We start from the raw sequence: 26711 nt of genomic DNA, 5'->3' as shown, positions 1-26711 counted from the left end.
ATAGCAGTCGAAGAGCACGTTAGGATAGACCTAAACCCTGAAACGTCCTTGGAGCAAGGGCTTCGGTTCATCCTTTATCCTTTTGCTATATCACGCAGCTTTAGCGCATGAACAAGACTCAAAACATCGTGCTGCCATTCTGGTAACACCAGGGTCATAACAATTTCTTCCACACTATTTAGCACGCAAAAAGCAATGGCAAGCCAGAGTGTCGGTGCGTAACCAAACCCGAACAAGCCAATGGTTGCAATGAGTAAAGTAATGCCCCAGGCTTTGGCAGTGAAGGTATGAAAGCTAGGCAACTGACCAAATTTGATTAAGCTCGTTGCAAAAAGCGCTAATTGAGCCGCGATCGCTACTCCCAACGGGATCGCAAAGTCAGTGATTACGGCAGGGTAAATGAGCCATGTGCTCAAGGCGACGCAAAAATAGAGCGTCATATCTGCCCAACTGTCAGCCTGACGTAGCTGCACCGTACTAACGCCGAGGCGGCGAGCAATGATGCCATCAGAAATATCAGACAGGACAGCAATCATATAGCCAGTAAGAAACCAGGCAGTGGTGCCGTGGTCGAGCGCATCCCATACCAGTAAGGGTGCGATCCCAACGCGAAGACCCACCAGAAAACTGGGAAGCGCACTCAAACGCATCATCGACTTGTCAACCTCTTTCTTCAACCGCTTTTACTAAGGAATGGGAATTAAATAAGTTCAATCTTTGGTAGGGGCAGGTTTTGCTATCAAAGCCATGGCAGAATGCAGTTTGGTCTGCTAAACCCGCCCCTACAGTTTGCAGATTGATTATCAAATTCACGGTCCTAAGTATGGCGCACCGTGGGGACTGCTAGCGGTTACGCTTGGCTAGTTAGCTGCCGCTGTTCGTGCTTGAATTAATTGACCCAGGCTAGAAACGGCTTTGGCGTATTGGGGATCGGCTGCGGTTGCGACTTGTTGCTTCTGCACTAACGCTTTTTTCTGGTTGGCGGTCAGCTCCACGACAAAATCGGGTGTAATGCCCACACTGTTAATGTCTCGACCACTTGGAGTGTAGTATTTGGCGATCGTCAGCTTGATTGCCGAACCATCACCAAGGGGTTGAACCGCTTGCACTAACCCTTTGCCAAAGGTGCGAGTGCCGACTAAAAGAGCGCGACCGTTATCTTGAAGCGCACCTGCCAGAATTTCACTGGCGCTGGCAGAACCATTGTCCACCAGTACCACGAGCGGTTTATCGGTGAGCGCTCGTCCGTCTGTAGCGTATTGTTTTCTCACTGCTTGTCGATCAACCAGCGACACGATCGGCTTTTGTGACATCCACATACTCGCAATCTTGAGGCTGGCATCCAGCAGCCCACCCGGATCGGAGCGCAGATCGAGGACGTAGCCTTTAACTCCCTGCTGTTCAAGCGCGACAATGGCTCGGTTCATCTCAGCGGGAGCCGTGCGCGTAAACTCTGGCAGGCGGATGTAGCCAATCTTGCCAGCATCAGTCATTTGTGTGCGATATGACACTGGGTTGAGGGCAATGTTGGCTCTAGTCAGCGCAAAGGTCAGATTCTGGCTGCCGCGCCGGATCGTGAGTACAACCTTCGTACCAGCAACTCCTTTGATTTGCTTCACCGCCTCATCAATGGTCATGCCTTGTGTCGATCGCCCATTAATCTTAGTAATGACATCAGCAGATAGAATGCCTGCCGTTGCTGCGGGCGATTTTTCGATCGGTGCCACTACAGTGATCGCTTTGGTCTTTTCGTCTGCCGCCAGTTGAAGCCCCACGCCTGATAAGTTGCCGTTGATTTCAGCATTTAGCGCAGTGTAAGCCTGTGGCTCAATGAACTCGGTATAGCGATCGCCCAGCTTTGCCACCATTTGCTGAATCGCCACGTATGCCTGCTGTTTGGAGCTATAAGAGCGACCCAGATAGCTTTGCCGCACTGCTTTCCAGTCTTGACGGTTGAAACTGCCATCTACGTAGTTTTGATCTAAAACCTGCCAGACTTTATCAACTAACTGCTTTGGGCTAGGTTGTAAGGGTTCTGCCCAACCTTTTGAAGTGCTAACAGTGCTAACAGCCCCTGTAAGGAGGACGGTTGTAGCAGCAAGGACGGCTGTGCTAGCGAAAAATCTCTGCTGAGTCATACGTTGATTAAACGAGTGGACTAGAAGGTTTGGCATCGGTACGTTGCGATCGCAGCAAGCACTTCATGGAAGGTTAGACCACTCCTTGCGCTAGAAGGTTCAATGACTTTGAAACACCTGCTTTAGGGAAAACTGCTTGTTGCACGTCAGGCAAAGAAAGCTGTTGCTCTGCTTGTATCAATGGTGTTAACTACCGACTTCAAGTGCCAGATCCCCAATTTCGGAATCTGGTTTGGCTAAGCAAGCAGGGCTGCGCCAAGCAGCCGGAGAATGGTGCAAATTAATCGCAAACGGTGCAGTATAAGATCAAACCAAGCGTCTCCATTGTTGCGCTGCCTCTCTCCTTCATGCAAAGCCATACTATCGAACCCTTTTCTAACAATTGGGCGTATTTGAAAGCAGAACTCACCTGGCTCGATCGCGTCTTAGGCATGGCAATTGCACGGCAACGGCAGGAAACAAAGGTCGTCGATCGTGTGGCGCGTTCTCGTGTTGATCGTGTGACCAGCCATTGGTGGCGCGGCTTGGTCACGCTGGAAGGAGAAGCCGCTTACGATTCGCCAGTCGAAAACCCACGACAGCGATCGATTATCCCTAAAGCCAGCTATCAGCAACAGCTAGAAGCAAAAATTAAGGTGAGTCAGCAGAGCGGTATTGTCCTGGGGCTACCGTTACTTTGTAGCCGCTTACAGCTTGGCACGGCTGAAAAAAACCTTTTGTTGATGGCACTTGCGCCTGAAATCAGCCGTCGTTATGCGCGTCTTTACAACTATCTGCAAGAAACCGAGCATCCTGGTGCAACAGGGTTGCCAACCGTCGATTTGATTTTGCGTCTTCTGTGTCGCACGGATGCCGACTGGCGATCGCTGCGGCAGTCTCTTACAGAGGACTCAGCCCTAATCAAGCATCAACTACTAGACCTGCGATCGTCCCACGCCCATCCCTTACTGGCTCGTCCAGTCAAGCTTCCCGACTCCTTAGTCAACTACCTGCTCGCCGATCAACCAGAAAGTCATGCCTTAGAAACCTTATTACAGACCCCTCCCTGCTCTGCTCCCGCCTCTCCCCTCTCTCCTCTCTCCTCTCCTACCCAAAACCTCTGGTCAGCGCTCATTCTTCCCCCCGCCTTGCTGGCAGACTTGCAACACTTGTGCCATCGTGTGCAGTTTGCCCAACAGGTCGATGAAGACTGGGGCTTTGCGGCTGGGCTGCAACTAGGCGATCGTGTGGGAACGATCGCGCTTTTAGTTGGCGTATCCGGTACAGGTAAAACATTAGCAGCACGGGCGATCGCTCAAACTTTGAAAACGCCTTTACTGTGTGTCGATCTGGCTCAACTGCATCAGGATGATGTGCCCTCACTGCTGCAAGCGATCGCCACCCAAGCCCCTCCAGTGCTGCTGCTTAAGTCGGCAGAGTGTTGGTTTGGTCGAATGTCAGCGCTACCCAATACAGTGCTGCATCAATTTCTTGCCTTACGACGGCAGCAGCAGAGTATCACGCTATTGAGCGTGCATCAAAAACATAGCCTTGCTGCCCAATGGCGACGAGAGCTTCACCCACTTTTGGCGTTCCCTATGCCAACTCAGGCAGAACGGCTCAAACTCTGGCAGCAAGTGTTCCCCGAAGTAGTTCCTCTTGCTGAGCTTGACTGGGAACAACTGGCGCGCCTACCGTTAAGCGGAGGTGACATTCACACGATCGCCCGTGATGCTGCCATTCATGCCGCTGCCTCAGACACCAAACTGACGACGCAGCACCTGATCCAGGCGTATGAACGAGTGAAGGGACAGACGAGAGGGAGAAAGTTTTGAGGACACCAGCCTTCAGCCGTTAGCTTTTAGCTTCTAGCCTTCTAAAAAGTAATCAACAACTTCTACTAACCGCTGACCGCTAACTGCTAGCTGTTCATGGCAACCGATCGCCCAGCTTACTCACGATCGGCAAGCGTAGTGCTTTGCGCCGCCAGAGTTGCACCATGAGCCAGAGATTTACTAAAAAATAGCCAGAGGTGAATAGGCTACTGGTAATTAACAACGGTAACGACAATGACTCAGAAGCATTGGCACCTGCACCCAGCAGAATGTAGCCCAGAAGCCAGCCTAGAGCCAGCGTTACCACAAGGCGGCTCAAATTTTTTTGCTGGCGCGTCCCTTTGCCACGGTATAACGTCCAAAGCGCTGGGAAGAAGCCTACTACAGGCACCAGATACAGGAAAAGTTGGAGACGCTTAAAGTCTTCATTCTCAAAGGGTTCCCGGTCATACATGGCGTGTTGTTGGCGATCGATTGCTTTGATCCTAAACGAAGCCAGCACAGATTGAGTTGTTGCCGAAACCTGGCGGTGTTAAGTTAGTCAGTTGGTTTAGCTTCAGCGCTTGACTGCACGACGAGGGCTGCATCAGTTCCTTGGGACGATCGCTCGTCCAGTCGTTTGATCGAAAAAATGAATCTTATCCGCACTGATTGAGAGCCAAAGTTCTTCACCCAGCTTAATAACGCGATCAGGTTCAATGCGTGCTTGGAGCAGTGCCGTTTCATCGCTGGCACCAACAAAACGCACTGCCAGATAGGTTTCGCTACCGAGTGCTTCAACCAGTTCTACCTGCACGGGCAAGTTTTTGGGTGCAGCCGCGCCAATATTAAGGTGTTCTGGACGAATGCCGAGGGTTAGAGTTTGCCCGTCGTAGGGTTTCAGCACGGTTTCCCAGGCTTCGGGCAGAGTCAGACGAAACTGTGAGTGAGTAATTAGCAGCGGTGCCTTGAACTGTACAGGTAGAAAGTTCATCGGCGGCGAACCAATAAATTCCGCTACAAAACGATTGGCAGGATGGTTGTAAAGCTCCAGTGGCGAAGCAATTTGCTGGATCTGCCCTGCGTTCATGACGGCAATGCGATCGCCCATCGTCATCGCTTCTGTCTGATCATGGGTTACATAAATCGTGGTTGTGCCCAACTGTCGCTGAAGCTTCACAATTTGCGATCGCGTTTCAGCTCGCAGTTTGGCATCCAAGTTCGACAATGGCTCATCCATCAAAAATACCTGTGGATTGCGTGCCATTGCTCGTCCCAGTGCCACCCGCTGCTTTTGTCCACCCGACAGTTGTTTGGGCAATCGATGCAGCAACGGTTCGATTTGCAAAATCTGCGCGACAGAGCGCACTTGCTGGTCGATCGATCGCTCGCGCGCCGAGCGAAACCGCAACCCCTTCGGCAATTTGCGTGTCGTCTCAATCAACAGATTCTCAGCCCAGACTGGAAGTGAGGTGTGAGGTGTAAGGTGTGAGGTGTGAGGAGAAGAGTTTTGAGTTATAAGTTTTAAGTTTTGAGTTGATCGTTCATTCCCCTCCTCCTGCCTTCTGCCCTCTGCCCCCTGCCTTCTGCCTTCTAGCTCCCTATTCCTAACTCCCGACTCCCGACTCCCTAATTTCGTCCGTCGCAGCCCAAACGCCAGATTCTCGTATACCGTCATATGCGGATACAGCGCGTAGTTCTGAAACACCATCGCGATATCACGCTCTTTCGGTGCAAGGTTGTTGACGAGGCGATCGCCCACGTAAATATTGCCTCCGGTCAGTTCCTCTAGCCCTGCAATCAGGCGCAGTAGAGTACTTTTGCCACACCCAGAGGGACCCACTAGCACCATGAATTCCCCGTCTTCGATGGTCAAATTGATAGCACGGAGAACACTGGTCGCGTGCGATCGACGCGCAGAGTCTTTAACAGCTACGCTGCTTTTGTCGATCGGTGCTAACAATGGCTCTGCTGCAACTGTTGTCGGCGCTGGTTCACCGCCACGACTGGAGAAGCTTTTATAAATGTTTTCAAGAATAACCTGTGCCACAATGCTGCCTGTTTACGCTTGCCTACTTATACAATTTACGACTCTACTTGCAAAGCTTGAGTTGTCACATAAACGTCTAGTTTTCATCCACATACACTAAGAGCATGTCTCTAACGACATAGTTGCCTCAGAGCTTGCAATTTCCCGAACCACAGAAGCTTGACCCGCTTGCAGAATAACATTTTCATACTCATAGTCGCCGATAGGCTGTATATCTGGCATTGCCAAGTCGACCGCATATCCTTCTGGTTGTTTGTAGCATGTCACAATAGCTCCGACCGTTCCGATTGGAATAATGCGATCGCCAAAATTGACCGAAATATCAATTAACGTTCTAATTTAGCCTGGTAAGCGTTGCCTGAGTGAGATCGATCAACCGCACTCTGATTCCTTTGCACAGATGGGTTTGGTCTGCAAGTGTCTCGACGGTGTATGTAATAGTGAAGAAACGAGCGTTGCACACTGCTACCGATGCCAGCCTGTCCTCGTTGCCACCAATCTGTTGCGCCACAGGCGATCGCCTGTCCCTCCTGCCATATGCCGCTCAAGGCGCATGGTCATCCCGGTATGCCACTGCACCGGGCTATAGGCTCGGAACCACTGTGCCTGACTTGCACATACCATGCCGATGATACCTGTACTTTTCCCAAACGCCCTGAGGCAATGGACTGTACCTTGTACAACGATGTTAATAAGCCGCTGCCAGTGGCTCCTGTAAGCTACACAGGTAGCGATCGCCTGAAAACCTGGGCAAAACGCCATACAGGTTTGTTGGCGCTGCTTGGGCTGTTGCTGCTCAGTTTAATGGTTGTGCTAGTGCGGTAAAGCTAGTGTGCGATCGATCTCCTGTCGCAAACAGATCAGTGCTTCCTTCACTTGAACAAGTAGTTGCGCGGGATGGTCAAGTTGCTGTTGCCGTGCTTGATCCTCTAGCTGTCCTGCAACGACTGCGATCGCTCGCCCTCCAACACTCGATGCGGCTCCCTTAATTAAATGCGCTGCTTGCTCAATTTGGTAACAATCACTGGCATCAATGCCCTTTTCTAGCGCCTGCACATACGGTGGTAAGACACCCATCAGCACTTGCAAAATTTCTCGCTCATATTCACTGTCACCCGCCGAAAGCTCGTGCAAATATTGCCAGTCAAGCACGTCGAGCGACTGAGCAGAGGGCGCAGCAACGTCACTTAGCGTTGCTGCCGAGGGTTGCGTCGCTAGTAGCAGCGTTTGAGGTTTTGTTTCAATGAGCGGCGTTGTCTTTCTGTGGGCAAGTGCTTTCTCTTGCAGGCTTTGACTCCAGTGAGCCAGCTTGATTGCTAATTCTTCTTTGCGTACAGGCTTGCTGAGATAATCATCCATGCCAGCTTCAAGACAGTGATCCCGGTCTTCTTTCATTGCATTTGCAGTCATGGCAATGATGATCGTGTGCTGATGATCTAGCGTTGCTTCCATCGTGCGAATGATACGAGTTGTATCATAGCCATCTAGCAGCGGCATCTGGCAATCCATCAACACAACGTCGTAATGTATGTTTTCCATTAATGACAGCACCTCTTGGCCATTAGCAGCCACATCGGCAGTGTAGCCAAGGGTTTTTAATTGATGTAGCGCTACTTTTTGATTGACGGCACTGTCTTCTGCTAGCAATAGCTTTAATCGAGTCACCTTCGTCTGTAGTGCATCCGGGTCCGACGGTAGGGGTGTTGGGGTCGGTGCTGCCAGCGTATGCTCCATCACTGTAGCCTTCGTTGGTTGATGCATCACCGCCATTAAACTCTCCAGTAACCGAGCCTGACGGACTGGTTTCCCAAGGCAAGCCGAAAAGCCACAGTCAAGTAAGCGTTGGGTGTCACGTTGATGGCGTGCTGTCATGAGGATCAACGGCATCGACGTGAGTGCTGGGTCAGCTTTGATTTGTTGCCCCAGCCATTTGCCATCTATGTCAGGCATTTGCAAATCGATCAGAGCGAGCTTGTAGGGCTGTTTCGCTGCTGCTGCCTCTCTCAGCATTTGTAACGCTACGATCGCATTGGCAGCCTCATCCACAGCCATTCCCCAGTCAGTGGTTTGTTCGCGCAGCATCTGACGATTCGTTGCATTATCATCAACGATGAGGATTTTTAGCCCGTCAAAACCCAATGTGCGATCGTTAGTTGACGCACTAGCGGGCAAAGAAGGCTGCTTTTCAAACGGGATGGCGAACCAAAATCTAGACCCTTGATTGACAATACTCTCGACACCGATCGTACCGTTCATACACTCAACCAACTGTTTGCAAATCGCTAACCCTAAGCCAGTACCGCCATATTTTCGCGTAGTGGAAGCATCCACCTGAATGAATGGTTCAAACAGTGTTGGTTGGGCAGCCTGCGGAATGCCAACGCCTGTATCATCTACGGAAATGGTGATTGTGGCTGTTGTATCCGTTTCGGCTGCTAAGGAAACTCGAATGACTACTTCACCGTGATGGGTAAATTTAATCGCGTTGCCGGTTAGATTAATCAAAATTTGACGCAGCCGAGTTACGTCACCGCGTAGCGCGATCGGCACCGTTGATGGTAGCAGCGTGACGAGTTCTAGTTCCTTGCTTTGCGCCGTTGCTGCTAATAGGTCAGTCACTTCTTCGATACAAAGGCTGAGATCAAAATCAAGTATTTCAAGTGCGACTTCTCCGGCTTCCAGCTTAGAAAAATCGAGGATCTCATTAATTAGGGTCAGGAGATTATCGCCGCTACAGCGAATCGTTTCTGCAAAATCTTGCTGCTGTGAGTCCAGCTTTGTATCAAGCAGCAAGCCCGTCATGCCAATCACTGCATTCATCGGCGTGCGAATTTCGTGGCTCATCGTCGCCAAAAAGTCGCTCTTTGTTTGTGCGGCTTGCTCTGCCTCTTTACGGGCAGTTTCGGCGGCTTCACGCGCTTGCTTTAGCTCCAGGTTTTGTTGCGTTAACGTCTGACGCTGCTGTACCTGAGTCGCCAGAAGACGTGCCTGTGCTAACGCAATACTTACCTGATCTGCCAGTTGTTTGAGGAAGTCAATTTCAAAGGATTTCCAGCGCCGTGGTGCTGAACACTGGTCAGCAAACAGCAAGCCCCACAACTGCTCATTCTCAAAAATCGGCACGCCTAGAGTCGCTTTAATTTGAAACTGTTTGAGCAGGTCTTTGTACCACAGCGGTAGGCTGCACTGCTCAATGGTGTCGATCGCCAAAATGCGCCTGTCGAAGTACGCCTGTATGAGATCCTCAAACGCTGCTTCTGGTAGCTGATAGTTAAGGATAGGTAGCCAGCCTTCGCGAACAGACTCAACGACAACGGTAATATCGTGATGACGCTGAAGCTTATAAATCGATACCCGATCAGCTTGCAAAAATTCCCGTACTTCTGACGCGGTAGTCGTCAGAATATCGTTAAGTTCGAGTGATTGCCGAATACGGAGGGTAATAGTGGAGAGAAGCTGCGATCGCTGGCTCTGCCGCAGCACTTCTTCCTCCACCCGTTTGCGCTCGATAAACTGACCAATCTGTCGCCCGATCGCGGTCATCATCGTGAGCAAGTCGTCATCTGCCTGCCTGGGCTTTTGATTGAAAGCCGAAATAACGCCTAAAACCGTGTCTTTAGCCACAATGGGAAACCCGTACCCTTGACACAGTGATGCCCTGAGTGCGGCTGCTTTACCTTGAAAGTTCTGCTCTTGAGCAATGCTCGTGATCCAAAGCGGTTTTTGCTCTGCCCAAACACGCCCAACTAGCCCTACACCAGGCGCAAAGGTTAATTGCTGCGTACTGGCTTCAAACTCAGCAACATTGAGCGTTGGTTGGTGCCAGGTCGCGACAAAGTGCATCAATTTGGCTTCGGAGTCAACACGCCAAAGTTGACCCAAATCCCAGTGCAAGTTTTCGCAAAGAGCCTGCAAGATTTGGGGCGTTGCTTCACTCAGTGTTGCGGATTCGGCTAAAACTTTTGTAATGCCATATTGAGCACGGCGATGACGTTCAGCCTGCTCCTGCTCACTAATGTCATGCATTGAGCCACAAGTACCTGTGACGGTCCCATTAGCGGTTTTGGTGAGACTGACCAACGTTTCCATCCAACGGATGTCACCTGTTTTGGTGAGATAGCGAATTTTGTGACGACCATCGCTTTGTTGTCCTTCCAGCAAGGCGTCTGGAGGCTGTGCCGCGCGGTGTCGATCGTCAGGATGCACGAAGTCTAAAAAGTGTTTGCCCAGGCTTTCGTTGACTGAAAAGCCCATGATTTCAGTCCAGGCGGGGTTGAGAAACGTCCAAAGACCAGCGACATTGCGCTGAAAAATTACCTCTCTAACGCTATCAACCACTGAGCGGTACTGGTGTTCACTGTCTCGTAGGGCAGCTTCAGAATGCCGTAGCTCTGTGATGTCAGTACCCGTTTGGACGAAGTACTCCACCGTGTTGTTAGCATCTAGCAGACCCGTACTCGACCAGGCAATCAAGCGTCGATCGCCCGTTCGTGTAACCCAGTGATGCTCGTGCTGGCTGGTAACAAAAGCTTTGGTCTGTAAGCTGTCTAAGATGTCTTGAGCGGGCTGTACTGCCTCTGCTGCTAGCAGCACATCTTCCAACCGCTTGCCTGCTACTTCATTAAAGCTATAGCCAGTCGCGAGTTCACACGCCTGATTAAAGCGCACAATGCGGCGCTTGCGATCGAGCACAACGATAAGTGCACCTGCCGTATCTGTAATCGCAGCCGTCAAATCGCGCTCTTGCTCAAGCTGGATCTCAGTGCGCTGACGCTTGTTGATTTCGTGATACCCCAGGTAAAAAAGCAGCGAGAACGTGCCGAGATTGAAGATAAGATTGCCGACCAACCGACTTGTCGTTGTCGCTGCTGTCGTTTCTACCCGCGTTGACCATTGCTCTAAGAAGAGCGCTTCTGCCGCTGCGTTTGTGTCCATTGCTTGCTGGCGGCGCTTGGCGAGACTCTGGTAGTCATCCTGAAGCGCTCTCAGGGATGCCTCGGTGCCGCCTGCACGTCGCTGTTCGACCACACGCTGCATAACGCTCGCTCCTTGCCCAATCATCTGTTCCAGTTGCTGAAGCTGTGGTTGCTGATTGGATTGCGTAGCCAGGTTAGACAGTGCTTGAAAACTTTGCTTTGCCCTTGCCACCGCCAGGTTGTAGGCTTCCAACTCTTGCTGTTGTCCTGAAATGGCGTAGCGGTACTCGTTCAGCTCGATCTCGTCTAGTGCGGTGAAGATCTGCTGAATGTGCTCAAACGCCATGTGTTGGTTAGACGCCAACTGGTAAGACTGCACTAAGTCACGCACGCTGCGGTAAGACATAATGCTAACCCCAATGACCATGACGGAGGCAAGACCTAAGCCTAACGCCATTTTTTGGAGAAACTGCCAGCGCATCTTAGCCAACGGTTGGCGTTTTACAGCGACGCGCTCCCAAACTGCCACGCTGCGCCGCAATTCGAGTTGTTTGATTACTTGCTGCGCTAGGACGTAGAGTGCGTCAATTTGTTCAGCACTGAGTTGTCGGGGCACCGTATCAATGATGCACAGCGTCCCCATCGCATAGCCATCAACGGTAATCAGTGGTACTCCAGCGTAAAAGCGGATGTAGGGTGCGCCTGTGACAAGTGGATTGCGGGCAAAGCGATCGTCTTCCAGGGCATCGGGCACGATAAAGATTTTTGACTGTAAAACAGCATGGGCACAGAACGCGAGATCGCGGTGCGTCTGTGATGCCTCTAGCCCAACTTTAGATTTAAACCACTGCCGTTCGGCATCAATCAGGCTAACTAACGCAATCGGCGCTTGGCAAATATAGGCAGCCAGCCGTGTAATGTCATCAAATGCCTTCTCTGGCTTTGTATCCAAAATCTTGCACTCCAAAAGCACCTGCTGTCTAGCAAGTTCATTCGTAGGCATAGGCGCAGGAAGACTATTGCTTTGAGTCGTCATTCAAGTTGCTAAAAAAGAGGGCAGTGATATCGATCACGCTCTTTTGTAAGCTAGCACTTACGGTAACAATCACAAATCGTAGATAACCCTTAAGTTAAGCAGTGGTGAAGACGCACTATCAACAGCTTCAGCTAGCTAAGCAAAACCTGTGTTGACTGCAAACCCTTACTTTTCGGCGGTTTACGTCCTTAAACTTTATTAATTAAGTTGTATGACTGAGCCGCAGTTTTAGCTGCCAAACATTTTCAAAGAGGCGCTGGGTCGATCGCTAATAGTGAAACGGCACTGTTAGCAGAGGCAGACAAACCAGCAGCAGCCACAGCCACACCCAGAAGCGAACGGGCTGCACTGACTCTGGCTCTGACAATAACGCATCAATGCGCTCTTCTAAGCGAGTGCGGGGTGTCGCGCTGCTAAAGGCAGCACAGATTGTTTCAGAGTAAAGTTCTGGGGCTTTTACCATCTGCAATAGTGCTTCAGCAAGTAGCAAGGTATCGACCGTTTGCGCTGCCCAGCGATCGGCGCGGCGTTCTCGCAGCAGCAACAGTTCTTGCCATAGTGCCTCTGTTTGGGGCAGCCAGGCAGTCAATCGGCGCAGCCAACCAAGCCAGAAAAACCAAAAGGTATCGCGGTAATGGTGATGTGCCTGTTCATGGGTTAACACTGCTTCCAGATGGTCGGTGCTAAACGTATCAATGAGTCCCTGGCTTACCACTAGCTCAGACTGCCAGAAGCCAACCTGTGCACTAAAGGGAAGCGGCGTAGACAGCACACGACCGACGTGCCCTTGTAAACCAACTTGAGGATAGGCACGCACTTGCTGAAGCGATCGCCATCCATCTGTCACCAGCCGCAGTGCCAAAATAACTGAGACACAAAGGAAGCCGACTGCTAGCGAGTAGCTGACCCAGCCTTCCCACCAGCGCACCATCTGCCCTTGGGGACCCATACAGACCAGGGCAATGGCAGTCATCAGCAAGAGCAGCGGCGGAAAAAGAAATAGCCCCAGCGATCGCTGCCAGCGTTCCTGGCAGGTACCTCCGGCGCTCACTCTTAGTAAGCGCAGCCCCCACGCGCATGACAGCCCAAAAAACAGCAGCGTTAAATGCATTCCTTATCCTCCCTTGCTTCACGGATGGCGCGGAGTCGTTGAGCGATCGCCTCCAGTTGATCGACGCTGGTTTGATCCAGACTATCGGCAAAGGCTGCTACCACATCGGGGTTGCCCACTGCCAGAAATTGATTGAGCTGCTCATATGCCCGTAATGCCTGCGCTTGCTCTTTAGAAACGAGAGGCTGCCAGGTATAGACCCGACTTTTGCGATCGCAGACGAGCCAGCCTTTCTGCGTCAGGCGTTGCAGAACAGTCGTAACGGAGGTATACGCCAGTTCGCGCTCTGGGTTAGACAGAATGCGATCGTGGACGTCTTTGACCGTCACGGTGCCGAGTTCCCAAATCAGATTCAAAATCTCGGCTTCTAAAGGTCCGAGCGAAAGCTGCTTCGGACGGTAGCTGGGTAATGGAGTCATTGAGTGCAGGGTGCCGAGCAAAATCTGTTTCTAGCTTATCGCTAGTCGCTTGTGTTGACGATAAGGGGGTGGAGAAGTAAGGGGGAGAAGTGGGGAGGTGGAGGAATGAAGGGGAAGTGGCTTATCTAGCAGTCGAAGAGAACGTTAGGACAGTCCTAAACCTTGAAAGTTCCTTTGACCAAGGACTTCGATTCATCCCTCATCCCTTATCCTTTTGCTATACCAATTCTCTTCTCACACGCTACAAAGCAAGATTCCTTTCTAATTGCGGTTTGTCTAGCTCTTTGTGGCTTTGGTCTGTAAAGCAGCGATCGAATAACCGACGGTTAGCAATGCTAGATTGAGCGTTTGCCAAGCAACTTGATTGAAGCACTCGTTTTATGAGTTTATCGACACTGATTTTGGCTGCGCTTGGCGTCGGCGTTATCTTCGGGGCATCGCTAAATGCGTTTTTCCCTACCGTTATTGAACCGCTCAATGTTTATTGCTTGGCACCGATCGGCGAAGCCTTTTTGCGCCTGATTCAATTTGTGGTTGTGCCGATCGTCTTTTCCTCCATGCTTCTGGGGTTGACTCGCATTCAAAATGCAGCGCAAGTAGGGCGCTACGCTGCCAAGTTGATGATCAGCTATGTAGTAACTAGCGCGGTCGCGGTTGGTCTAGGGATGCTATTGGCGGTGCTGTTACAGCCCGGTGCCGGTATGACTGGCTTTACGCTGGCAGCAGCTACTCAGGGCACTCAGAACCAATCGCTGATTGCCTGGCTGGTAAGTTTGATTCCTGTGAATCCTTTAGAGGCGTTAAGCAGCGGTAATCTGCTCCAAACGATCGTGTCAGCCGCGTTAATTGGTGTGGGCATTCAACTCGTCGGCGAAAAAGCAGCAAGCTTTGTGGCGTTTATCGAAAGCTGCTATGCCATTTTTGAGAAGATTTTAGGCTTGATTTTATACACGGCTCCACTGGGAGTCTTTGCGCTGATTAGCTCAGTCATTGCTACTGAAGGGTTAGCCATTATTGCCAGGCTTTTTGTCTATGTCTTGGGCTTGCTGCTTGGCTCGTTGCTTATGATAGCGCTGTATGGGTTGGTGCTTTATGTGCTGCAAGCGAAGCCAGTGCATTTTCTCCGTAGCTTAACGCCCGCCCTATCGCTTGCCTTTGGTACGGCAAGTTCTAATGCTGCGTTGCCTGTTTTGTTGCAGACGGTGCAAACAGACTACGGGCTGAGAGAAGACATTGCCAGTTTTGCGATTCCCTTGGGCACAGCCCTAAAGCGCGACGGTTCTGCTATTGTGCAAGGCTTTAACGCCCTTTTTATTGCTCAGGTGTATCAGGTGCCTGTTACGCCCTCTCTGTTGCTGGCGATCGCCCTTAGTTCTTTGCTAGTTTCCTTTAGCACTCCTGGTGTGCCAGGATCGGGCATCATCACGATAACGACGGTTTTAGCGGCAGCGGGCTTGCCTTTAGAGGGCGTTGCGATCGTGGCAGGAGTCGATCGTCTGGTGGATGGTGTCAAAACAGTGCTTAATGTTGTAGGCAACACAACCAATGCCGTGATTTTAAGCCGTTGGGAAGCCGAAGTTGGCTCAGAACAAGTTGCGCCAGCCGTGCCAGTCGGCAAATCTTAACCTGCCACCTCAGCCTCTTGTAAAATAACCGTCAGCAGACCAGGGAAGCGATCGTCCAAATCCTCACGCCGCAGTGAATTCATGTGCTGCGTTCCTTCTTTGCGACTGTGCAACACACCAGCTTCGCGCAACACTTTGAAATGGTGCGATAGCGTCGATTTTGCCACAGGCACCGACAGAATCGCACTGCAAGGCAACTCGCCCTTCTCTGCCAGTTGCTTCACAATCTCTAGCCGTACTGGGTCTCCCAGGGCATACAACACGCCTGCCAGAGAAAGGTCTTTTTTGTGTGGATGATATAGCAGCCTCATAGTTGTCATTATGGCACAGATTGCGCTATCGTTTAATAGTTCGATGTTCTTGAACTATCGAAATAACAAGACAGAAATCAGGAGGTTGCGATGTCATCCGTCACTACAGTTACAGACTCCAGCTTTCGAGACGAAGTGCTGGCAAGTGATTTGCCCGTCCTTGTAGACTTTTGGGCACCCTGGTGTGGTCCCTGTCGGCTGGTTGCCCCAGTTGTTGCCGAGCTAGCAGAGCAATATGCTGGACAAGTCAAAGTCGTCAAGCTCAACACAGACGAAAACCCCGACGTTGCCAGCCAGTACGGAATTCGCAGCATTCCTACACTGATGCTCTTTAAAGATGGGCAAACCATCGATCGTGTGGTGGGTGCCGTGCCGAAAGCAACGCTGGCAACTACGTTGGAGAAGCACTTAGCGGTAAGGAGCGAGGCTTCGACGTAAGCGCTCAACCGAATAGGTGAGCAAAAAGGGTGTGATCGCATCAAAACATCTCTGCAATTTATCCTGATGCGATCGACCTTACCCGAATAGAGGAGTGGTAGATGCACCCTGATCAATCCCTGGCTTCCCGCTAGGGATTTTTTATTTTTAACCGCCAGCAGCCATCTAGGAGTTGATTGCGCTAGAAAGGACGAGAATTTTCCTGATGCGATCGGCGTTAGCAGAATAAAGGAATGGTAGATGCACCCTGATCATTCCCTGGCTTCCCGCTAGGGATTTTTTGTTTTTAACCGTCAGTCGTAAGCTTGCAGTCGATCGTTAAATACCGCGCAAATTTTCCTGATGGCATCCGCGTTACCCGAATAGAGGAGTGGTAGATGCACCCTGATCAATCCCTGGCTTCCCGCTAGGGATTTTTTATTTCGGTCATCAGGTCAGCAACTTATACAACAGTAGGAACGCACCGTTGCATCACACTAAGGTTCTTGTAGTGCCAATGCTACACAATTACACCCGATTACGATGCTCCCACTGCTCTCTCGTAAGCTGCCAATCTACTTCGTTCCACCCGTAATCAGACAGCCACAATGAACCGGGACGAGTGGCAACCACCGTTGCTCCGCTCCATGCTGCCAACCGAGCAATTCGCACGTTCGCGCTTACGGTGGAGCCGAAGATGACGTCCAACCCTAGTTCTTTGAACCCGAAATGGAGCAGAGCACGCCCAACCTCGATCGCATAGGCGTAGCGCCCCCAATAAGTTGGTGCAAGTTCAATGCCCAGTTCCATCTTGCCAGTATCACATCCCATTCTCCGCAATCCGCAGCAACCAACCAGAACGTAAGGTTCCTGGCGATGCACAATGGCAAATTGGTAGTTGAGCCGTGGGTGATCAGAAGCCCATGTCTGAAATGTCTCAAACAAGCGCTCTGCATGCTCGGGGCTTGCCTCGTCTAACCCATAAAACGTCAGATTACGTGGATCGGCTTGATAGCTCAGAAATTGAGATCGATCAAACTCAATGAAGTCACGCAGCAGAAATCTTCTGGTTGTAATCTCCATAACAGCAAGCCTAATATTTGGGCTGTAGAAGATGATTTGCAACAATCAATATTTAAACGATCGCCCGATCGCCCATCGCTGCCAAAATGCCTTCAAACAATTGCATTCCATCGGTACCGCCGAGCATTGGATCTGAGGCGCGTTCTGGGTGTGGCATCATGCCCAACACATTGCCTTTGCGGTTGCAGATGCCAGCAATGTTATTGAGCGATCCATTGGGGTTGTTGGATGAGTCCATGTTGCTGTCGGCTATAGCGTAGCGGAACACAATTTGACCATTTGCTTCCAAGTCTGCCAGCGTGTCGGCATCGGCATAATAATTGCCTTCACCGTGCGCGATCGGCAGCGTAATGACGGCTCCACTTGAATAGTGTTGTGTCCAGGGTAAATCAGTTCGTTCGACGCGCAAGGGAACGCGATCACAGATAAAATGCAAATCTCGATTTCGCACCAGTGCCCCAGGCAGTAACCCCGCTTCAGTTAATACTTGAAACCCGTTGCAGATGCCCAAAACAAGCTTTCCCTGCTCAGCGTGTTTGATGGTTGCTTGCATTGCTGGCGAAAACCGCGCGATCGCCCCACAGCGCAAATAATCCCCATAACTAAAGCCACCAGGAACGATAATGACATCCAGGTCAGATAGATCGCTTTCTTCATGCCAAACCATGCGTGTTGGCTGCTGCAACAGTGATTCGGTCACGTAAGCAACATCGCGATCGCAATTGGAACCGGGAAAGACAATCACACCAAATTTAACCATGACGCTCTACTGCTAACCTAACGGGATGCCTGCTTTCTGAAAAACTTGCTCTGCGGTAAATGCTAACCCCTCAAAAAGCTTATCTGTGAGCAGTGTATCGCCCATATAGGTTTGAGGTGGCGCATCGGGATAGAAGACGGTAATGCTTCGGGCTTTGCTATCGACAACCCAAACTCGCAACACGTTGGCATCTAGATACGCCCTCGCTTTTGCAGCTAATTGACCAAATGTTTGACCAGGCAAAATGATTTCGATCGCGAGATCCGGCGGCACTGGACAAACCGTATTTTCTTGCCAACTAGAAGGTAACCGCTCGTAAGAGATATAGACGAGGTCAGGAGTGGGTACCCAGTCTCTTCCTTGCCAAGTCAACGCGATGCTCAGCTCTGGATAAACCTCGCCGCGACCTTCAAACTCAGGGCACAACAGAAAGAGAAAGGCACGTGTAAGGCTAGAGTGAAATTTTTTTGGGGGCATTTTGGGGACTGCCTGACCATCAATCAGTTCATACGTTATGTCGCCCTCGCCTGGGGGCAGTGCGAGAAACGCTTGCAACGTCAGTGGATGGTTTGCCTGGAGTACCATTGCGGCTACTAAGAAGAGCTAGCTTTCATTGTAGGTGATCGTGGCTTGATGCAAGATCAGCCAATTGCCATCGGGGTCATAGGCATAAATTTCTCTGCCGTGAGACGCGGTAATGATGTTACCAGATGGTGGATAGCCGAGTTGGGTAAGGTGGGCGATCGCGGCTTCCAGGTTTTCTACTTCCAAACACAGGCTCATGCCAGTGGGCAAAGGGGGAGAGGGGAGTGGGGCATGGGGAGTGGGTGAAGTGGCTTTGGGACGAAAAATGCCGAGTTTGAGCCTGGGCAGATGGAATTCAGCGTAAACGTTGGGAAGCAAGACTGCTGGTTCTAAGCTCAAAAATTGGCTGTAGAACTGTGTCAAGGCATCAAAATTTGGCGTTGCTAATGCAAGCAGTACGGCAGTGTAGCGAAGCGGCATGGCAGATTCCAGTGACAGGTTTCGGTAGAATAAACCTAGCTTCACATCTTGACGCAAAGGCAGATATCGCTATGGTAGACCCTCCTAAATGGACACCGGAAGCCAAGGCAAAATTACAAAACATTCCTTTTTTTGTGCGCTCTCAAGCCAGGGAACGGATTGAGCATTTGGCCCGTGCCGCCGAACTAGACGTGATTACCGTTGAATTGGTCGAACAAGCGCGGCTAGAGTTTGGTCAATAAAACCTCATGCCTGAAGGACCCGAAATTAAACAAGCAGCGGATGCCGTGGCACGGGCGATTGCCCACACGCCCCTCACCCATATTTCCTTTGCCTTTGAACGCTTGCAGCCTTACGAAGCTATTCTTGTCAACGAGCAAATCTGGGCAGTGCAGTCAAAGGGCAAAGCGATGCTCATTCGCTTTCAAAATCAGCTCAATATTTACAGTCACAATCAGCTTTACGGCAAATGGTATATCCAGAAAGCTAACTCTTACCCAACTACGAATCGTCAGCTCCGACTGGCAATCCACACGCCTAAAAAAGCGGCGCTTCTCTATAGCGCGTCAGAGATTGATGTCATCACAAACGAACAGATCACCAGCCATCCGTTCCTTAGTCGCGTAGGACCTGATGTGTTGGATGACGCTATGACTGTCGATCAAGTGCGCGATCGCTTCCTCGACAAACGCTTTTACCGTCGTGGGTTGGTAAGTCTATTGCTCGATCAAGGCTTTCTGTGCGGGCTTGGTAACTATCTCCGCAGCGAAGTGCTGTTTGTCGCGAGAGTGCATCCATCCCTGCGACCGATCGACTGCACGCCGGAGCAGATTGATGGTCTAGCGAAGGGCGCGATCGCAGTCAGTCGCCAATCCTATTTAACTAAAGGCATCACCAATAACCTGGACACTGTTGCTCAACTTAAACAGCAAGGCTTTTCTCGCCAGCAATACCGCTTTTACGTCTTCAACCGCGATGGTCGTCCTTGCTATAGCTGCGGTACTGCCATCCTCAAAGAGATTGCTGGCGGTCGCCGTATCTACTACTGCCCCCACTGTCAAAAACTGTGAGACGAGGATCCGTTAGCCCGGAGTGCTTGAGCGTTAAACCGCTAAACTAACGTCATCTATGCAAATGACGTGTTCTGGCACATCAGCTTGCCTGAGAGCCTGATAGCTGTCTGAGTTCAGCCCAACCAGGGTCACACTCTTGCCGAGGCGTTGATATTTGGCAACTACTTTGGCGATCGCTGTTGCGGCTGCATGATCCCACACATGAGAGCGGTTAAAGTCGATCACGATGCCGTGGGGGTCAGCATTGTAGGCAAACAGGTTCACAAAGTTGCTGGCAGAGCCAAAGAACAGTTGACCCGACACCGCATAAAGCGTGATGCCATCGTGATCAACTGAGACGGCAACGTGCGTTTGGGCAAGCCGCCAACCAAACATCAGCGTACTTAAGATAACGCCAGCAAGAACGCCCTGCGCTAGATCGTGCGTCAGTAGGGTGATTCCAGCCGTAAAAGGCATGATAATCGCTTCATTAAGCGGCATGGTTCGCAGCGTTCTAAGCGAACTAAAGTCAAAGGTTTCAAACGACACCATGATCATCACGCCAATGAGGGCAGCCATCGGAATCTGCTGGACGACATCCCGCAGCACGAAGATCGAAAACAGCAGAAACGCGCCAGCAACAGCGGTTGATAACCGATGCCGCCCGCCCGATCGCACGTTGATGATGGACTGCCCAACCATGCCACAACCCGCCATGCCGCCCAGAAAGCCCGTTACCACGTTGGCAATGCCTTGTCCGCGCACTTCTTTGTCTTTAGAGCTGCGGGTATCGGTCAAATCATCCAGTAGTGCAGCCGTAAGCAGTGATTCCAGTAAGCCGACAATCGCCAGCGTTACGGCGTAAGGCAGGATAATTGCCAGCGTTTCTAGCGAGACACTGACCTGTGGCAGATGGAACATGGGCAGGTTGCGCGTGATCTCACCCATATCGCCCACGCGACGAATCGGTAGATGAGCCACGATCGCCACAACTGTCATCGCCACGATCGCCACCAGCGGTGACGGTATACTTTTGTTCACGCGAGGAAAGAGGTAGACAATAGCAAGCGTCGCTGCCACCATCACATAGGCTTGCCACGGCTCTCCTGGCAATTGCTGCACCTGTGCCACAAAAATCAAAAGTCCGAGGGCATTCACAAACCCTGCAATCACCATTTGGGGAATGAAACTAAAGAACCGTCCCAGTTTCAAAACACCAATCAAAAATTGAATGATGCCAGTCAGAATGGTCGCTGCAAAAAGATATTCAACGCCGTGTTTCACTACTAGCGTTGTCATTAATAACGCCATTGACCCTGTAGCGGCTGAAATCATTGCTGGTCGCCCGCCTGCCAGCGCAATGACGATCGCCATACTAAAGGAGGTATAGAGCGCCACCATTGGGCTAACTTTAGCGATCGCAGCGAAAGCAAGCGACTCTGGAATCAATGCCAGCGCCACTGTAATGCCCGCTAACGATTCTACTTGCAGGGTGGCAAACGACAGTTTCTGAGTGATGCGGGTTTGAAGCGATCGCATCCGTCTAAGCGCTGCCTTGCCAGCTCTTTTGCTCGTTGAAACCATGCTGCTTCCTGCGTAGTAAGACTCGTTAACTTAAGAGAACCGAGCGGGTCTCAGAGATCAAGTGCATAGTACCGTGCTGACGAAAGCAATCAAAGTCGTACCACAAGCAAGACCGAAAGCTTGATACGCTCTTTACCCGATTGTGACCACACATAAAGTTTTGATTAACTGAATCACCATAAACTTTCGGCATTTACAGAGGCTAAGGACAGTAAATTCACGGTGTTCGTATCTTCTGGCGCGTCAAGCACGTCAAAATGTTGCATCCTAGTAGTCATGCTTCAACCTTCGACGACTATTTCAGCGCACATGCCCGCGTCATCCTACACATGGCGCAACTATAGCTGTGCGTACGATCGCCTCGCTCCTACTGATACAGCTAGTGGCGTGCCGCTGCTGTTGATTCACCCGATCGGGGTTGGCTTGTCCCGCACCTTCTGGCAACGCTTTTGTGACGAGTGGTATCGCTCTGGGCAGCACAATCTGATTTATAACCCCGATTTGCTGGGCTGTGGTGATAGCGATCTACCGCAAATTGCTTACCACCCGTCTGATTGGGCAGAACAGCTTCAGTCATTTCTGCAAACCGTGATCAAAACGCCTGTAGTGCTAGTGGTGCAGGGAGCGCTGTTGCCAGTAGCGATCGACCTTATCCACTTGCAACCAGATTTAATTCGGGGTGTAGTCATGAGTGGTCCACCCGCTCGCACCTTGATTGCAAACCCAACGCCAACCTGGCGGCAGCAGATCAGTTGGAACCTTTTCAATTCGCCCTTAGGCAATGGGTTTTATCGCTATGCGCGGCGATCGCAATTCCTCCAATCGTTTTCCATCCGCCAACTCTTTGCGACGGCTGATGCCGTTGATGCCGAGTGGTTAGCCATGTTGAAAGAGGGATCACGCGATCTTGCCAGTCGCCATGCAGTCTTCTCGTTTTTGGCTGGTTTTTGGCGGCAGGACTATACGGTTAAACTGGCTGCGATCGCTCAACCATCGCTTGTTGTCATGGGCGGAGAGGCTTCGAGCATTAGCCGCAAAGGTAAGGCAGAAACGCCTGATGAACGGCTGCAAGATTATTTAACGCAGTTGCCAAAGGGTGAAGGTGTGAAACTCCCTGGACGCAACGTGCTGCCCTACGAATCGACGGCAGAGTTTGTCAGGGCGATCGCGCCTTTTGTGCAAAAGCTAGAAACGGTTTGAGCCAGCAAGTTTATTCACTGTAGAACCCTGCTCCTAAAAGCTCTACAGTCCCCAACCCTAATATGGATGTAATTGAAACTCGAACCGCAACGGAGGCGGATTTTGACTTTTTAGCAGATGTGCATCGACAGACGTTTCAGGTTTACGTCGAGCAACTTTGGGGTTGGGATGCGGCAGGACAGAGAGCGGCTTTGTACGAAGACTTTCAACAGTTTCCGTTTGAGATCATCTGTTATTGCGGAGAAGCGGTTGGCATGATGTCTGTGGCGAACCAGAGTGATGCGCTTTTCCTCCACTACCTTGCCATTCTGCCAACCGCTCAGCGTCGGGGACTCGGCACTCAACTGGTTCGCAGGCTTATGCACAAGGCGTTTGAGCAGTAATTGTCCGTTATGTTGATTGTGCTAAAGGTGAATTCAGCGAAAGCATTCTATGAACGACTGGGCTTTAAAGTGACGGGTGACGATGAGTATCGCTACTTTATGGCAAGCTCTGAAGGCACAAACACCGATAATAGAGAGCGGTAGCTTGTGCGGGCTGACATTGGATGACTATGTTTTTTCACAAAGATGAGCAGTTAGAAGGGTTGGGCGATCGCCTTCTAGAGGCAACTTGGGCTGAGTTTCCGGGTTTAGCCCGTAATCAGATTGCAGTGACGTGGCTTGTGTATGATCCGCCTGCCATTGTTAACACTGGCGGTGCTTTAAGTGCTGAAGAATTTTGGAAACACTCCCCACGTGGTTTTAGCTATCGCGGTGTGGAGAGCATCTACCCTGCCAGCGTCGTCAAGTTGTTTTATCTGGTGGCGCTGCACGAATGGCTAGAGCAAGGCATGGCGCAGCCCTCCACCGAACTGGAGCGAGCCACGAAGGATATGATTGTCGATTCCAGCAATGATGCAACGAGCTTGGTTGTAGATGTGTTGACGGGCACAACGAGCGGTCCCGAACTTCCAGTGGCTCCTTTTGAAACCTGGAAGCAGCAGCGCAATATCGTGAATCGCTATTTTCAATCGCTTGCGTGGACAGAGTTGGAAACCATCAACGTCAACCAAAAAACCTGGTGTGATGGAGCGTATGGTCGTGAACGTGAGTTTCTTGGTGAGTTGATGGATAACCGCAATATGCTCACGACAACAGCAACTGCGCGGCTGTTGCATAGCATTGTGGGCGGGGTGGCAGTATCGGCAGAGCGATCGCACTCTATGATGCAGCTTATGCGGCGAGCGCTTCACCCAAATGACCTCGCCGCTGACCCTGAAAATCAAGTGACTGGTTTTCTGGGCGCAGGCTTACCCCTGAATGCACGCCTCTGGTCTAAAGCGGGTTTAATGAGCCGCGTTCGCCACGATGCAGCCTATGTGGAATTGCCGGATGCCCGACCCTACTTACTGGTCGTTTTTACCGAAGGGACTGCACACAGCCAGAATGAAGCAATGCTGCCGTTTATCTCACAGCAAGTGGCAACAGCAATAGTTGGTCTTTAGTGATTAGTGCGCTTGGTCATTGGTGCAACTCTTTCATCTGGTGATGGCTTATGGGCAATCGCATACGTGATGACGAACGTTGTTTGGTGATCGCCGCTTTCGACCTGGATGCTGGCTCCCAGTCGTTCGACTAGGCGTTTGACCAGTGCAAGACCTAAACCAGTGCCGCCATATCTCCAGGGATCGGCATTGGGAATGCGGTAAAATTTTTCGAAAATGCGCTCGCGCTCGCTGGCAGCAATTTCAACGCCCGTGTTGCTGATACCAATTTGCAAGCCACCGACGATCGCTTTGGCAAAGACGCAAATTGTCTCCTGAGACGAGGTGTATTTACAGGCGTTCTGTAAAAGCTCGGTGACGGTACGCTTCAGATACCTAAAATCAGTTGTTAAGGGCGGCAGGTTCTCTGAAACATCCACTACAAGCTGTTGCTGTTGCCTTAGCATGCGCTCGCTAAAACCGCTAGCAAGGTCAGGCAGCCAGCTTCGCAGATCGACAGTGGTGAGCGTTAAGGCATCACTACCCGACTCCACCTGCGACAGACCAAGCAGATCGTTAATGAGGTTAATTTCGCGCTCAGACTCATCTTTCAGCACCTTGAAATAGCGCGCAATGCGGTTGGAGTCACCACTGGCAACAGTATTGTTAAAGGTGCCTGCTTGCTTCAAGGCAATCTCTAGCATTTGAGTCGCCATTTTGATATTCGACATCGGTGTCCGTAATTCGTGAGAAACGGAGCTGAGGAAGTTGTCTTTGAGGTCGTTTAACTGCTCCTGCTCATCCACCTGTGCCTGAATTTCTTGATACAGACGCGACTGTCGCAGGGCGATCGCGCACTGGGTTGCTACCTGTTGTATCAGGCGAATCTCTGGTTCTTCAAAACATTTATCACACGGTCTAAGCAGCCATAGATCGCCTAATACACCCTGGTCGTCAGTGATGAGACAGCTCAGGATGGTAAACCGACAGCTAACCTGGCGCACCACATCGATCGGATCAGCGAGAGAGCAAAATTGCACCCAGCCGCCCTGTAATCTTTGCTGACCTACAGGATACAAGGTGTTGAGAGACAACACAGTGCCCTTTGCTGCCGCTACAACATCTGAGCGAATTGCCTCATAGAGAATCGTCAACGTGCCGCGCTCCATGTCAATTAGCCCGGTATCACAGCACAACACATCCAACTCAGCTGCTAACTCTTGCATCGTTGTTTGAAGAATATGATGCTCGTCCAGGCTATCGCGCACGCGATCGGTAATTTGCTTCAACAATGACTCATAGGCAAGCGCTTTACGGAGTTGGGCAGTCCGTTCCTGCACCTGGGTTTCCAGCGTTCCGTTAAGCTGCTGCACCTGCTGATAAAGCTGAGATTGCTGGATCGCGATCGCTAATTGATCCACAATGGCACAGGCAAGATCAACCTCTGAGGTCTGCCAGGGTTGCTGCTGCTGCCTGGTCAAAGCTAGGCAACCCCAAAGCGTTGCCTCAAAGTGAATCGGCACCAAAAGCCAGGTTCCCGGTAGCATCTGAGCGTACTGATTCACGGTTGGGTCAGGATGCTGGGCGATATCCTCAATCTGCACAACAGCAAAGCGCTTGAGATCGGCGATCGGCTCATTCGCATCATCAGAAAACTCCATGCCAACAAGATTGTTCAGCACCTGGTTGGAGTGACTATCAGCCACAATTTTCCAGACCGAATGTTCTGGCAGATAACGGATCGCATCAGCGCGGTCTGCCTGAAGCAGTCGAGCGATTTCAGCCGTTGCCGTCTCGAAAACGGTGGTTAAATCCAGTGAATTCCGCATCACCTGGATCACGCGGTTCAGTGCTTGTTCTCGCTGCGCCTGGAGCTGCAATTGGCTGTAGAAGTGGCAGCGCTCTGTTACGTCCTGGTAATAGACAAATAACCCGTCCTGCGATGGATGGGCATAGACCTCAAACCAACGGTTGAGCGGTGCGTAGAATGCCTCAAACCGAACGCTAACCTGCGTTGCCATCGCCTGGTGAAACTCGTGATCAAAAATAGTCCCAACGACTTCGGGGAAGGCTTCCCAGACAGTTTGCCCCAAAAGTTCTTGCTGCGTTTTTTGAAGTAGTGCCTCGGCGTGCTGGTTAACGTGGGTGAAACGCCAGGCTCGATCAAGCGCATGGAACCCAGCCGGTATGCTTGCAAACATGGTGGTCAGGCGATGATTTGATGCCTGAAGATTGCTGCTTGTCTGTTGCTGGTCAAGGATTGCCGCTTCCCTCGCTTGAAGCAGGCTGTGCTCCGTTATGACTCCCAGTACGTGCCCCTGGTCATTCACGATCGGCAAATAGGCAACTTGGTGGTCTTGCATCATTTGCCAAGCTGTACTTAACGTCTCAGAATGGCTGAGGGTCAACGGCGATTGTGTCATCACCGCTTCAACCGTGGTTGCCGCTGGATTAACGCCCGCCGCGATCGCCCGTAAACAATCTTGCTCTGTGCAAATTCCAGCCAATTGCTGTTGCTTCATCACCAAAACACAACCGCTTTGATTCTGGCTCAACTGCTGCACTGCTTCCAGTACAGTTGCATCTGGAGCAAGAAGTGGCTGCTGCTGCATAGCGGGGGTGGTTGAAACCTGCATTTCACCGGAGTGTAAGGAGCAAAAGTGAAGCCTGGTTCTGTAGACGATATGCAATGGCAGTTAGGCAGTAGGCGAGACCCTAGCTATCTGCTGAAGCACCCAGCGTGCGG

24 protein-coding genes are annotated in these 26711 nt (G+C 51.2%); 10 read left to right on the top strand and 14 right to left on the bottom strand.

Annotated elements, in window-relative coordinates; all coding sequences use genetic code 11:
- Positions 1–74: 74 nt before the first annotated feature.
- Entirely contained in the window at positions 75–653 is a 579-nt protein-coding gene (locus tag H6F86_RS11690) for a CDP-alcohol phosphatidyltransferase family protein (protein WP_190448769.1), read from the bottom strand.
- A 207-nt stretch (positions 654–860) separates the two neighbouring features.
- Positions 861–2138: a S41 family peptidase gene (locus tag H6F86_RS11685; protein ID WP_190448768.1), complete on the bottom strand. Its 1278-nt coding sequence runs from the start codon at positions 2136–2138 to the stop codon at positions 861–863.
- Positions 2139–2485: 347 nt separating this feature from the next.
- On the opposite strand from H6F86_RS11685, the gene H6F86_RS11680 reads away from it, so the two are divergent.
- On the top strand, positions 2486–3952 hold the full coding sequence (locus H6F86_RS11680; RefSeq protein ID WP_190448767.1) for an AAA family ATPase: 1467 nt from the start codon (positions 2486–2488) through the stop codon (positions 3950–3952).
- Positions 3953–4046: 94 nt separating this feature from the next.
- On the opposite strand, the gene H6F86_RS11675 is transcribed toward H6F86_RS11680, so the two are convergent.
- Entirely contained in the window at positions 4047–4454 is a 408-nt protein-coding gene (locus tag H6F86_RS11675) for a hypothetical protein (RefSeq protein WP_347240184.1), read from the bottom strand.
- An 84-nt stretch (positions 4455–4538) separates the two neighbouring features.
- On the bottom strand, positions 4539–5981 hold the full coding sequence (locus tag H6F86_RS11670; RefSeq protein WP_190448766.1) for an ATP-binding cassette domain-containing protein: 1443 nt from the start codon (positions 5979–5981) through the stop codon (positions 4539–4541).
- Positions 5982–6452: 471 nt separating this feature from the next.
- On the opposite strand from H6F86_RS11670, the gene H6F86_RS11665 reads away from it, so the two are divergent.
- Complete coding sequence (locus H6F86_RS11665) at positions 6453–6806, top strand: zinc ribbon domain-containing protein (RefSeq protein ID WP_190448765.1); 354 nt, start codon at positions 6453–6455, stop codon at positions 6804–6806.
- Here H6F86_RS11665 and H6F86_RS11660 read toward each other — a convergent pair.
- The 3 genes from H6F86_RS11660 to H6F86_RS11650 all read right to left on the bottom strand — a co-directional run bounded on the left by H6F86_RS11660 (position 6795) and on the right by H6F86_RS11650 (position 13463).
- On the bottom strand, positions 6795–11900 hold the full coding sequence (locus tag H6F86_RS11660; protein ID WP_190448764.1) for a GAF domain-containing protein: 5106 nt from the start codon (positions 11898–11900) through the stop codon (positions 6795–6797). The genes H6F86_RS11665 and H6F86_RS11660 overlap by 12 nt on opposite strands.
- Before the next feature lie 301 nt (positions 11901–12201).
- Complete coding sequence (locus H6F86_RS11655) at positions 12202–13044, bottom strand: M56 family metallopeptidase (RefSeq protein WP_190448763.1); 843 nt, start codon at positions 13042–13044, stop codon at positions 12202–12204.
- Positions 13035–13463, bottom strand: coding sequence for a BlaI/MecI/CopY family transcriptional regulator (locus H6F86_RS11650; protein ID WP_190448762.1), 429 nt, complete (start codon positions 13461–13463; stop codon positions 13035–13037). The genes H6F86_RS11655 and H6F86_RS11650 overlap by 10 nt, the downstream gene beginning before the upstream one ends.
- 380 nt (positions 13464–13843) lie before the next feature.
- Between H6F86_RS11650 and H6F86_RS11645 the strand changes: the two genes are divergently transcribed.
- The gene (locus tag H6F86_RS11645) at positions 13844–15088 is read left to right on the top strand and encodes a dicarboxylate/amino acid:cation symporter (protein WP_190448761.1); all 1245 of its coding nucleotides are present in this window, start codon (positions 13844–13846) and stop codon (positions 15086–15088) included.
- Here H6F86_RS11645 and H6F86_RS11640 read toward each other — a convergent pair.
- Positions 15085–15399, bottom strand: a complete 315-nt coding sequence (locus tag H6F86_RS11640) for a metalloregulator ArsR/SmtB family transcription factor (protein WP_190448829.1) — start codon at positions 15397–15399, stop codon at positions 15085–15087. The two genes, H6F86_RS11645 and H6F86_RS11640, sit on opposite strands and share 4 nt — an antisense overlap.
- Positions 15400–15489: 90 nt before the next feature.
- On the opposite strand from H6F86_RS11640, the gene trxA reads away from it, so the two are divergent.
- The gene (gene trxA, locus H6F86_RS11635; RefSeq protein WP_190448760.1) at positions 15490–15837 is read left to right on the top strand and encodes a thioredoxin; all 348 of its coding nucleotides are present in this window, start codon (positions 15490–15492) and stop codon (positions 15835–15837) included.
- A gap of 507 nt (positions 15838–16344) precedes the next feature.
- Here trxA and H6F86_RS11630 read toward each other — a convergent pair.
- From H6F86_RS11630 to H6F86_RS11615, 4 genes are read right to left on the bottom strand one after another with little or no spacing between them, the layout of a single operon-like run.
- Positions 16345–16899 (bottom strand): GNAT family N-acetyltransferase, encoded by a 555-nt coding sequence (locus tag H6F86_RS11630; RefSeq protein ID WP_190448759.1) that lies wholly within the window; start codon positions 16897–16899, stop codon positions 16345–16347.
- Between the two features lie 52 nt (positions 16900–16951).
- On the bottom strand, positions 16952–17659 hold the full coding sequence (purQ, locus tag H6F86_RS11625) for a phosphoribosylformylglycinamidine synthase subunit PurQ (RefSeq protein WP_190448758.1): 708 nt from the start codon (positions 17657–17659) through the stop codon (positions 16952–16954).
- 12 nt (positions 17660–17671) lie between these two features.
- Positions 17672–18244 carry a Uma2 family endonuclease gene (locus H6F86_RS11620; protein ID WP_190448757.1) on the bottom strand — a complete coding sequence of 191 codons (573 nt, stop codon included), beginning with the start codon at positions 18242–18244 and terminating at the stop codon, positions 17672–17674.
- A gap of 18 nt (positions 18245–18262) precedes the next feature.
- Positions 18263–18664, bottom strand: a complete 402-nt coding sequence (locus H6F86_RS11615; RefSeq protein WP_190448756.1) for a VOC family protein — start codon at positions 18662–18664, stop codon at positions 18263–18265.
- A gap of 71 nt (positions 18665–18735) precedes the next feature.
- Here H6F86_RS11615 and H6F86_RS11610 point away from each other — a divergent pair, with 71 nt between their 5' ends.
- Both H6F86_RS11610 and nei read left to right on the top strand, forming a co-directional pair.
- A complete protein-coding gene (locus H6F86_RS11610; protein WP_190448755.1) occupies positions 18736–18906 on the top strand; it encodes a PCP reductase family protein in 171 nt (56 codons plus the stop codon).
- 6 nt (positions 18907–18912) lie between these two features.
- Positions 18913–19734 carry an endonuclease VIII gene (nei, locus tag H6F86_RS11605; protein WP_190448754.1) on the top strand — a complete coding sequence of 274 codons (822 nt, stop codon included), beginning with the start codon at positions 18913–18915 and terminating at the stop codon, positions 19732–19734.
- Positions 19735–19767: 33 nt separating this feature from the next.
- Here nei and H6F86_RS11600 read toward each other — a convergent pair whose 3' ends face one another.
- Entirely contained in the window at positions 19768–21300 is a 1533-nt protein-coding gene (locus H6F86_RS11600) for a SulP family inorganic anion transporter (RefSeq protein WP_190448753.1), read from the bottom strand.
- 276 nt (positions 21301–21576) lie between these two features.
- Between H6F86_RS11600 and H6F86_RS11595 the strand changes: the two genes are divergently transcribed.
- From H6F86_RS11595 to H6F86_RS11585, 4 genes are all read left to right on the top strand, one after another.
- Positions 21577–22500 carry an alpha/beta hydrolase gene (locus H6F86_RS11595; RefSeq protein ID WP_199305230.1) on the top strand — a complete coding sequence of 308 codons (924 nt, stop codon included), beginning with the start codon at positions 21577–21579 and terminating at the stop codon, positions 22498–22500.
- Between the two features lie 62 nt (positions 22501–22562).
- Positions 22563–22883 carry a GNAT family N-acetyltransferase gene (locus H6F86_RS11590; protein ID WP_190448752.1) on the top strand — a complete coding sequence of 107 codons (321 nt, stop codon included), beginning with the start codon at positions 22563–22565 and terminating at the stop codon, positions 22881–22883.
- Positions 22884–22892: 9 nt separating this feature from the next.
- Entirely contained in the window at positions 22893–23027 is a 135-nt protein-coding gene (locus H6F86_RS32190) for a GNAT family N-acetyltransferase (RefSeq protein ID WP_242033478.1), read from the top strand.
- Positions 23028–23047: 20 nt separating this feature from the next.
- Positions 23048–23986 carry a serine hydrolase gene (locus tag H6F86_RS11585; RefSeq protein ID WP_190448751.1) on the top strand — a complete coding sequence of 313 codons (939 nt, stop codon included), beginning with the start codon at positions 23048–23050 and terminating at the stop codon, positions 23984–23986.
- Here H6F86_RS11585 and H6F86_RS11580 read toward each other — a convergent pair.
- Positions 23983–26577 carry a GAF domain-containing protein gene (locus H6F86_RS11580; protein WP_190448750.1) on the bottom strand — a complete coding sequence of 865 codons (2595 nt, stop codon included), beginning with the start codon at positions 26575–26577 and terminating at the stop codon, positions 23983–23985. The two genes, H6F86_RS11585 and H6F86_RS11580, sit on opposite strands and share 4 nt — an antisense overlap.
- Positions 26578–26711 lie beyond the last annotated feature (134 nt).

The sequence above is a fragment of the Phormidium sp. FACHB-592 genome (genome assembly GCF_014695795.1).
In the GTDB taxonomy this organism is placed as follows: Bacteria; Cyanobacteriota; Cyanobacteriia; order Leptolyngbyales; family Leptolyngbyaceae; genus Stenomitos.
This window is presented reverse-complemented; position numbering and strand designations above follow the sequence as displayed.

Bases quoted from the DNA above. Each gene is read 5' to 3' on its own strand.
- H6F86_RS11690 (WP_190448769.1), bottom strand. From the start codon at position 653: ATGATGCGTTTGAGTGCGCTTCCCAGTTTTCTGGTGGGTCTTCGCGTT.
- H6F86_RS11685 (WP_190448768.1), bottom strand. From the start codon at position 2,138: ATGACTCAGCAGAGATTTTTCGCTAGCACAGCCGTCCTTGCTGCTACA.
- H6F86_RS11680 (WP_190448767.1), top strand. From the start codon at position 2,486: ATGCAAAGCCATACTATCGAACCCTTTTCTAACAATTGGGCGTATTTG.
- H6F86_RS11665 (WP_190448765.1), top strand. From the start codon at position 6,453: ATGCCAGCCTGTCCTCGTTGCCACCAATCTGTTGCGCCACAGGCGATC.
- H6F86_RS11660 (WP_190448764.1), bottom strand. From the start codon at position 11,900: ATGCCTACGAATGAACTTGCTAGACAGCAGGTGCTTTTGGAGTGCAAG.
- H6F86_RS11655 (WP_190448763.1), bottom strand. From the start codon at position 13,044: ATGCATTTAACGCTGCTGTTTTTTGGGCTGTCATGCGCGTGGGGGCTG.
- H6F86_RS11650 (WP_190448762.1), bottom strand. From the start codon at position 13,463: ATGACTCCATTACCCAGCTACCGTCCGAAGCAGCTTTCGCTCGGACCT.
- H6F86_RS11645 (WP_190448761.1), top strand. From the start codon at position 13,844: ATGAGTTTATCGACACTGATTTTGGCTGCGCTTGGCGTCGGCGTTATC.
- H6F86_RS11640 (WP_190448829.1), bottom strand. From the start codon at position 15,399: ATGAGGCTGCTATATCATCCACACAAAAAAGACCTTTCTCTGGCAGGC.
- trxA (WP_190448760.1), top strand. From the start codon at position 15,490: ATGTCATCCGTCACTACAGTTACAGACTCCAGCTTTCGAGACGAAGTG.
- H6F86_RS11630 (WP_190448759.1), bottom strand. From the start codon at position 16,899: ATGGAGATTACAACCAGAAGATTTCTGCTGCGTGACTTCATTGAGTTT.
- purQ (WP_190448758.1), bottom strand. From the start codon at position 17,659: ATGGTTAAATTTGGTGTGATTGTCTTTCCCGGTTCCAATTGCGATCGC.
- H6F86_RS11620 (WP_190448757.1), bottom strand. From the start codon at position 18,244: ATGGTACTCCAGGCAAACCATCCACTGACGTTGCAAGCGTTTCTCGCA.
- H6F86_RS11615 (WP_190448756.1), bottom strand. From the start codon at position 18,664: ATGCCGCTTCGCTACACTGCCGTACTGCTTGCATTAGCAACGCCAAAT.
- H6F86_RS11610 (WP_190448755.1), top strand. From the start codon at position 18,736: ATGGTAGACCCTCCTAAATGGACACCGGAAGCCAAGGCAAAATTACAA.
- nei (WP_190448754.1), top strand. From the start codon at position 18,913: ATGCCTGAAGGACCCGAAATTAAACAAGCAGCGGATGCCGTGGCACGG.
- H6F86_RS11600 (WP_190448753.1), bottom strand. From the start codon at position 21,300: ATGGTTTCAACGAGCAAAAGAGCTGGCAAGGCAGCGCTTAGACGGATG.
- H6F86_RS11595 (WP_199305230.1), top strand. From the start codon at position 21,577: ATGCTTCAACCTTCGACGACTATTTCAGCGCACATGCCCGCGTCATCC.
- H6F86_RS11590 (WP_190448752.1), top strand. From the start codon at position 22,563: ATGGATGTAATTGAAACTCGAACCGCAACGGAGGCGGATTTTGACTTT.
- H6F86_RS32190 (WP_242033478.1), top strand. From the start codon at position 22,893: ATGTTGATTGTGCTAAAGGTGAATTCAGCGAAAGCATTCTATGAACGA.
- H6F86_RS11585 (WP_190448751.1), top strand. From the start codon at position 23,048: ATGACTATGTTTTTTCACAAAGATGAGCAGTTAGAAGGGTTGGGCGAT.
- H6F86_RS11580 (WP_190448750.1), bottom strand. From the start codon at position 26,577: ATGCAGCAGCAGCCACTTCTTGCTCCAGATGCAACTGTACTGGAAGCA.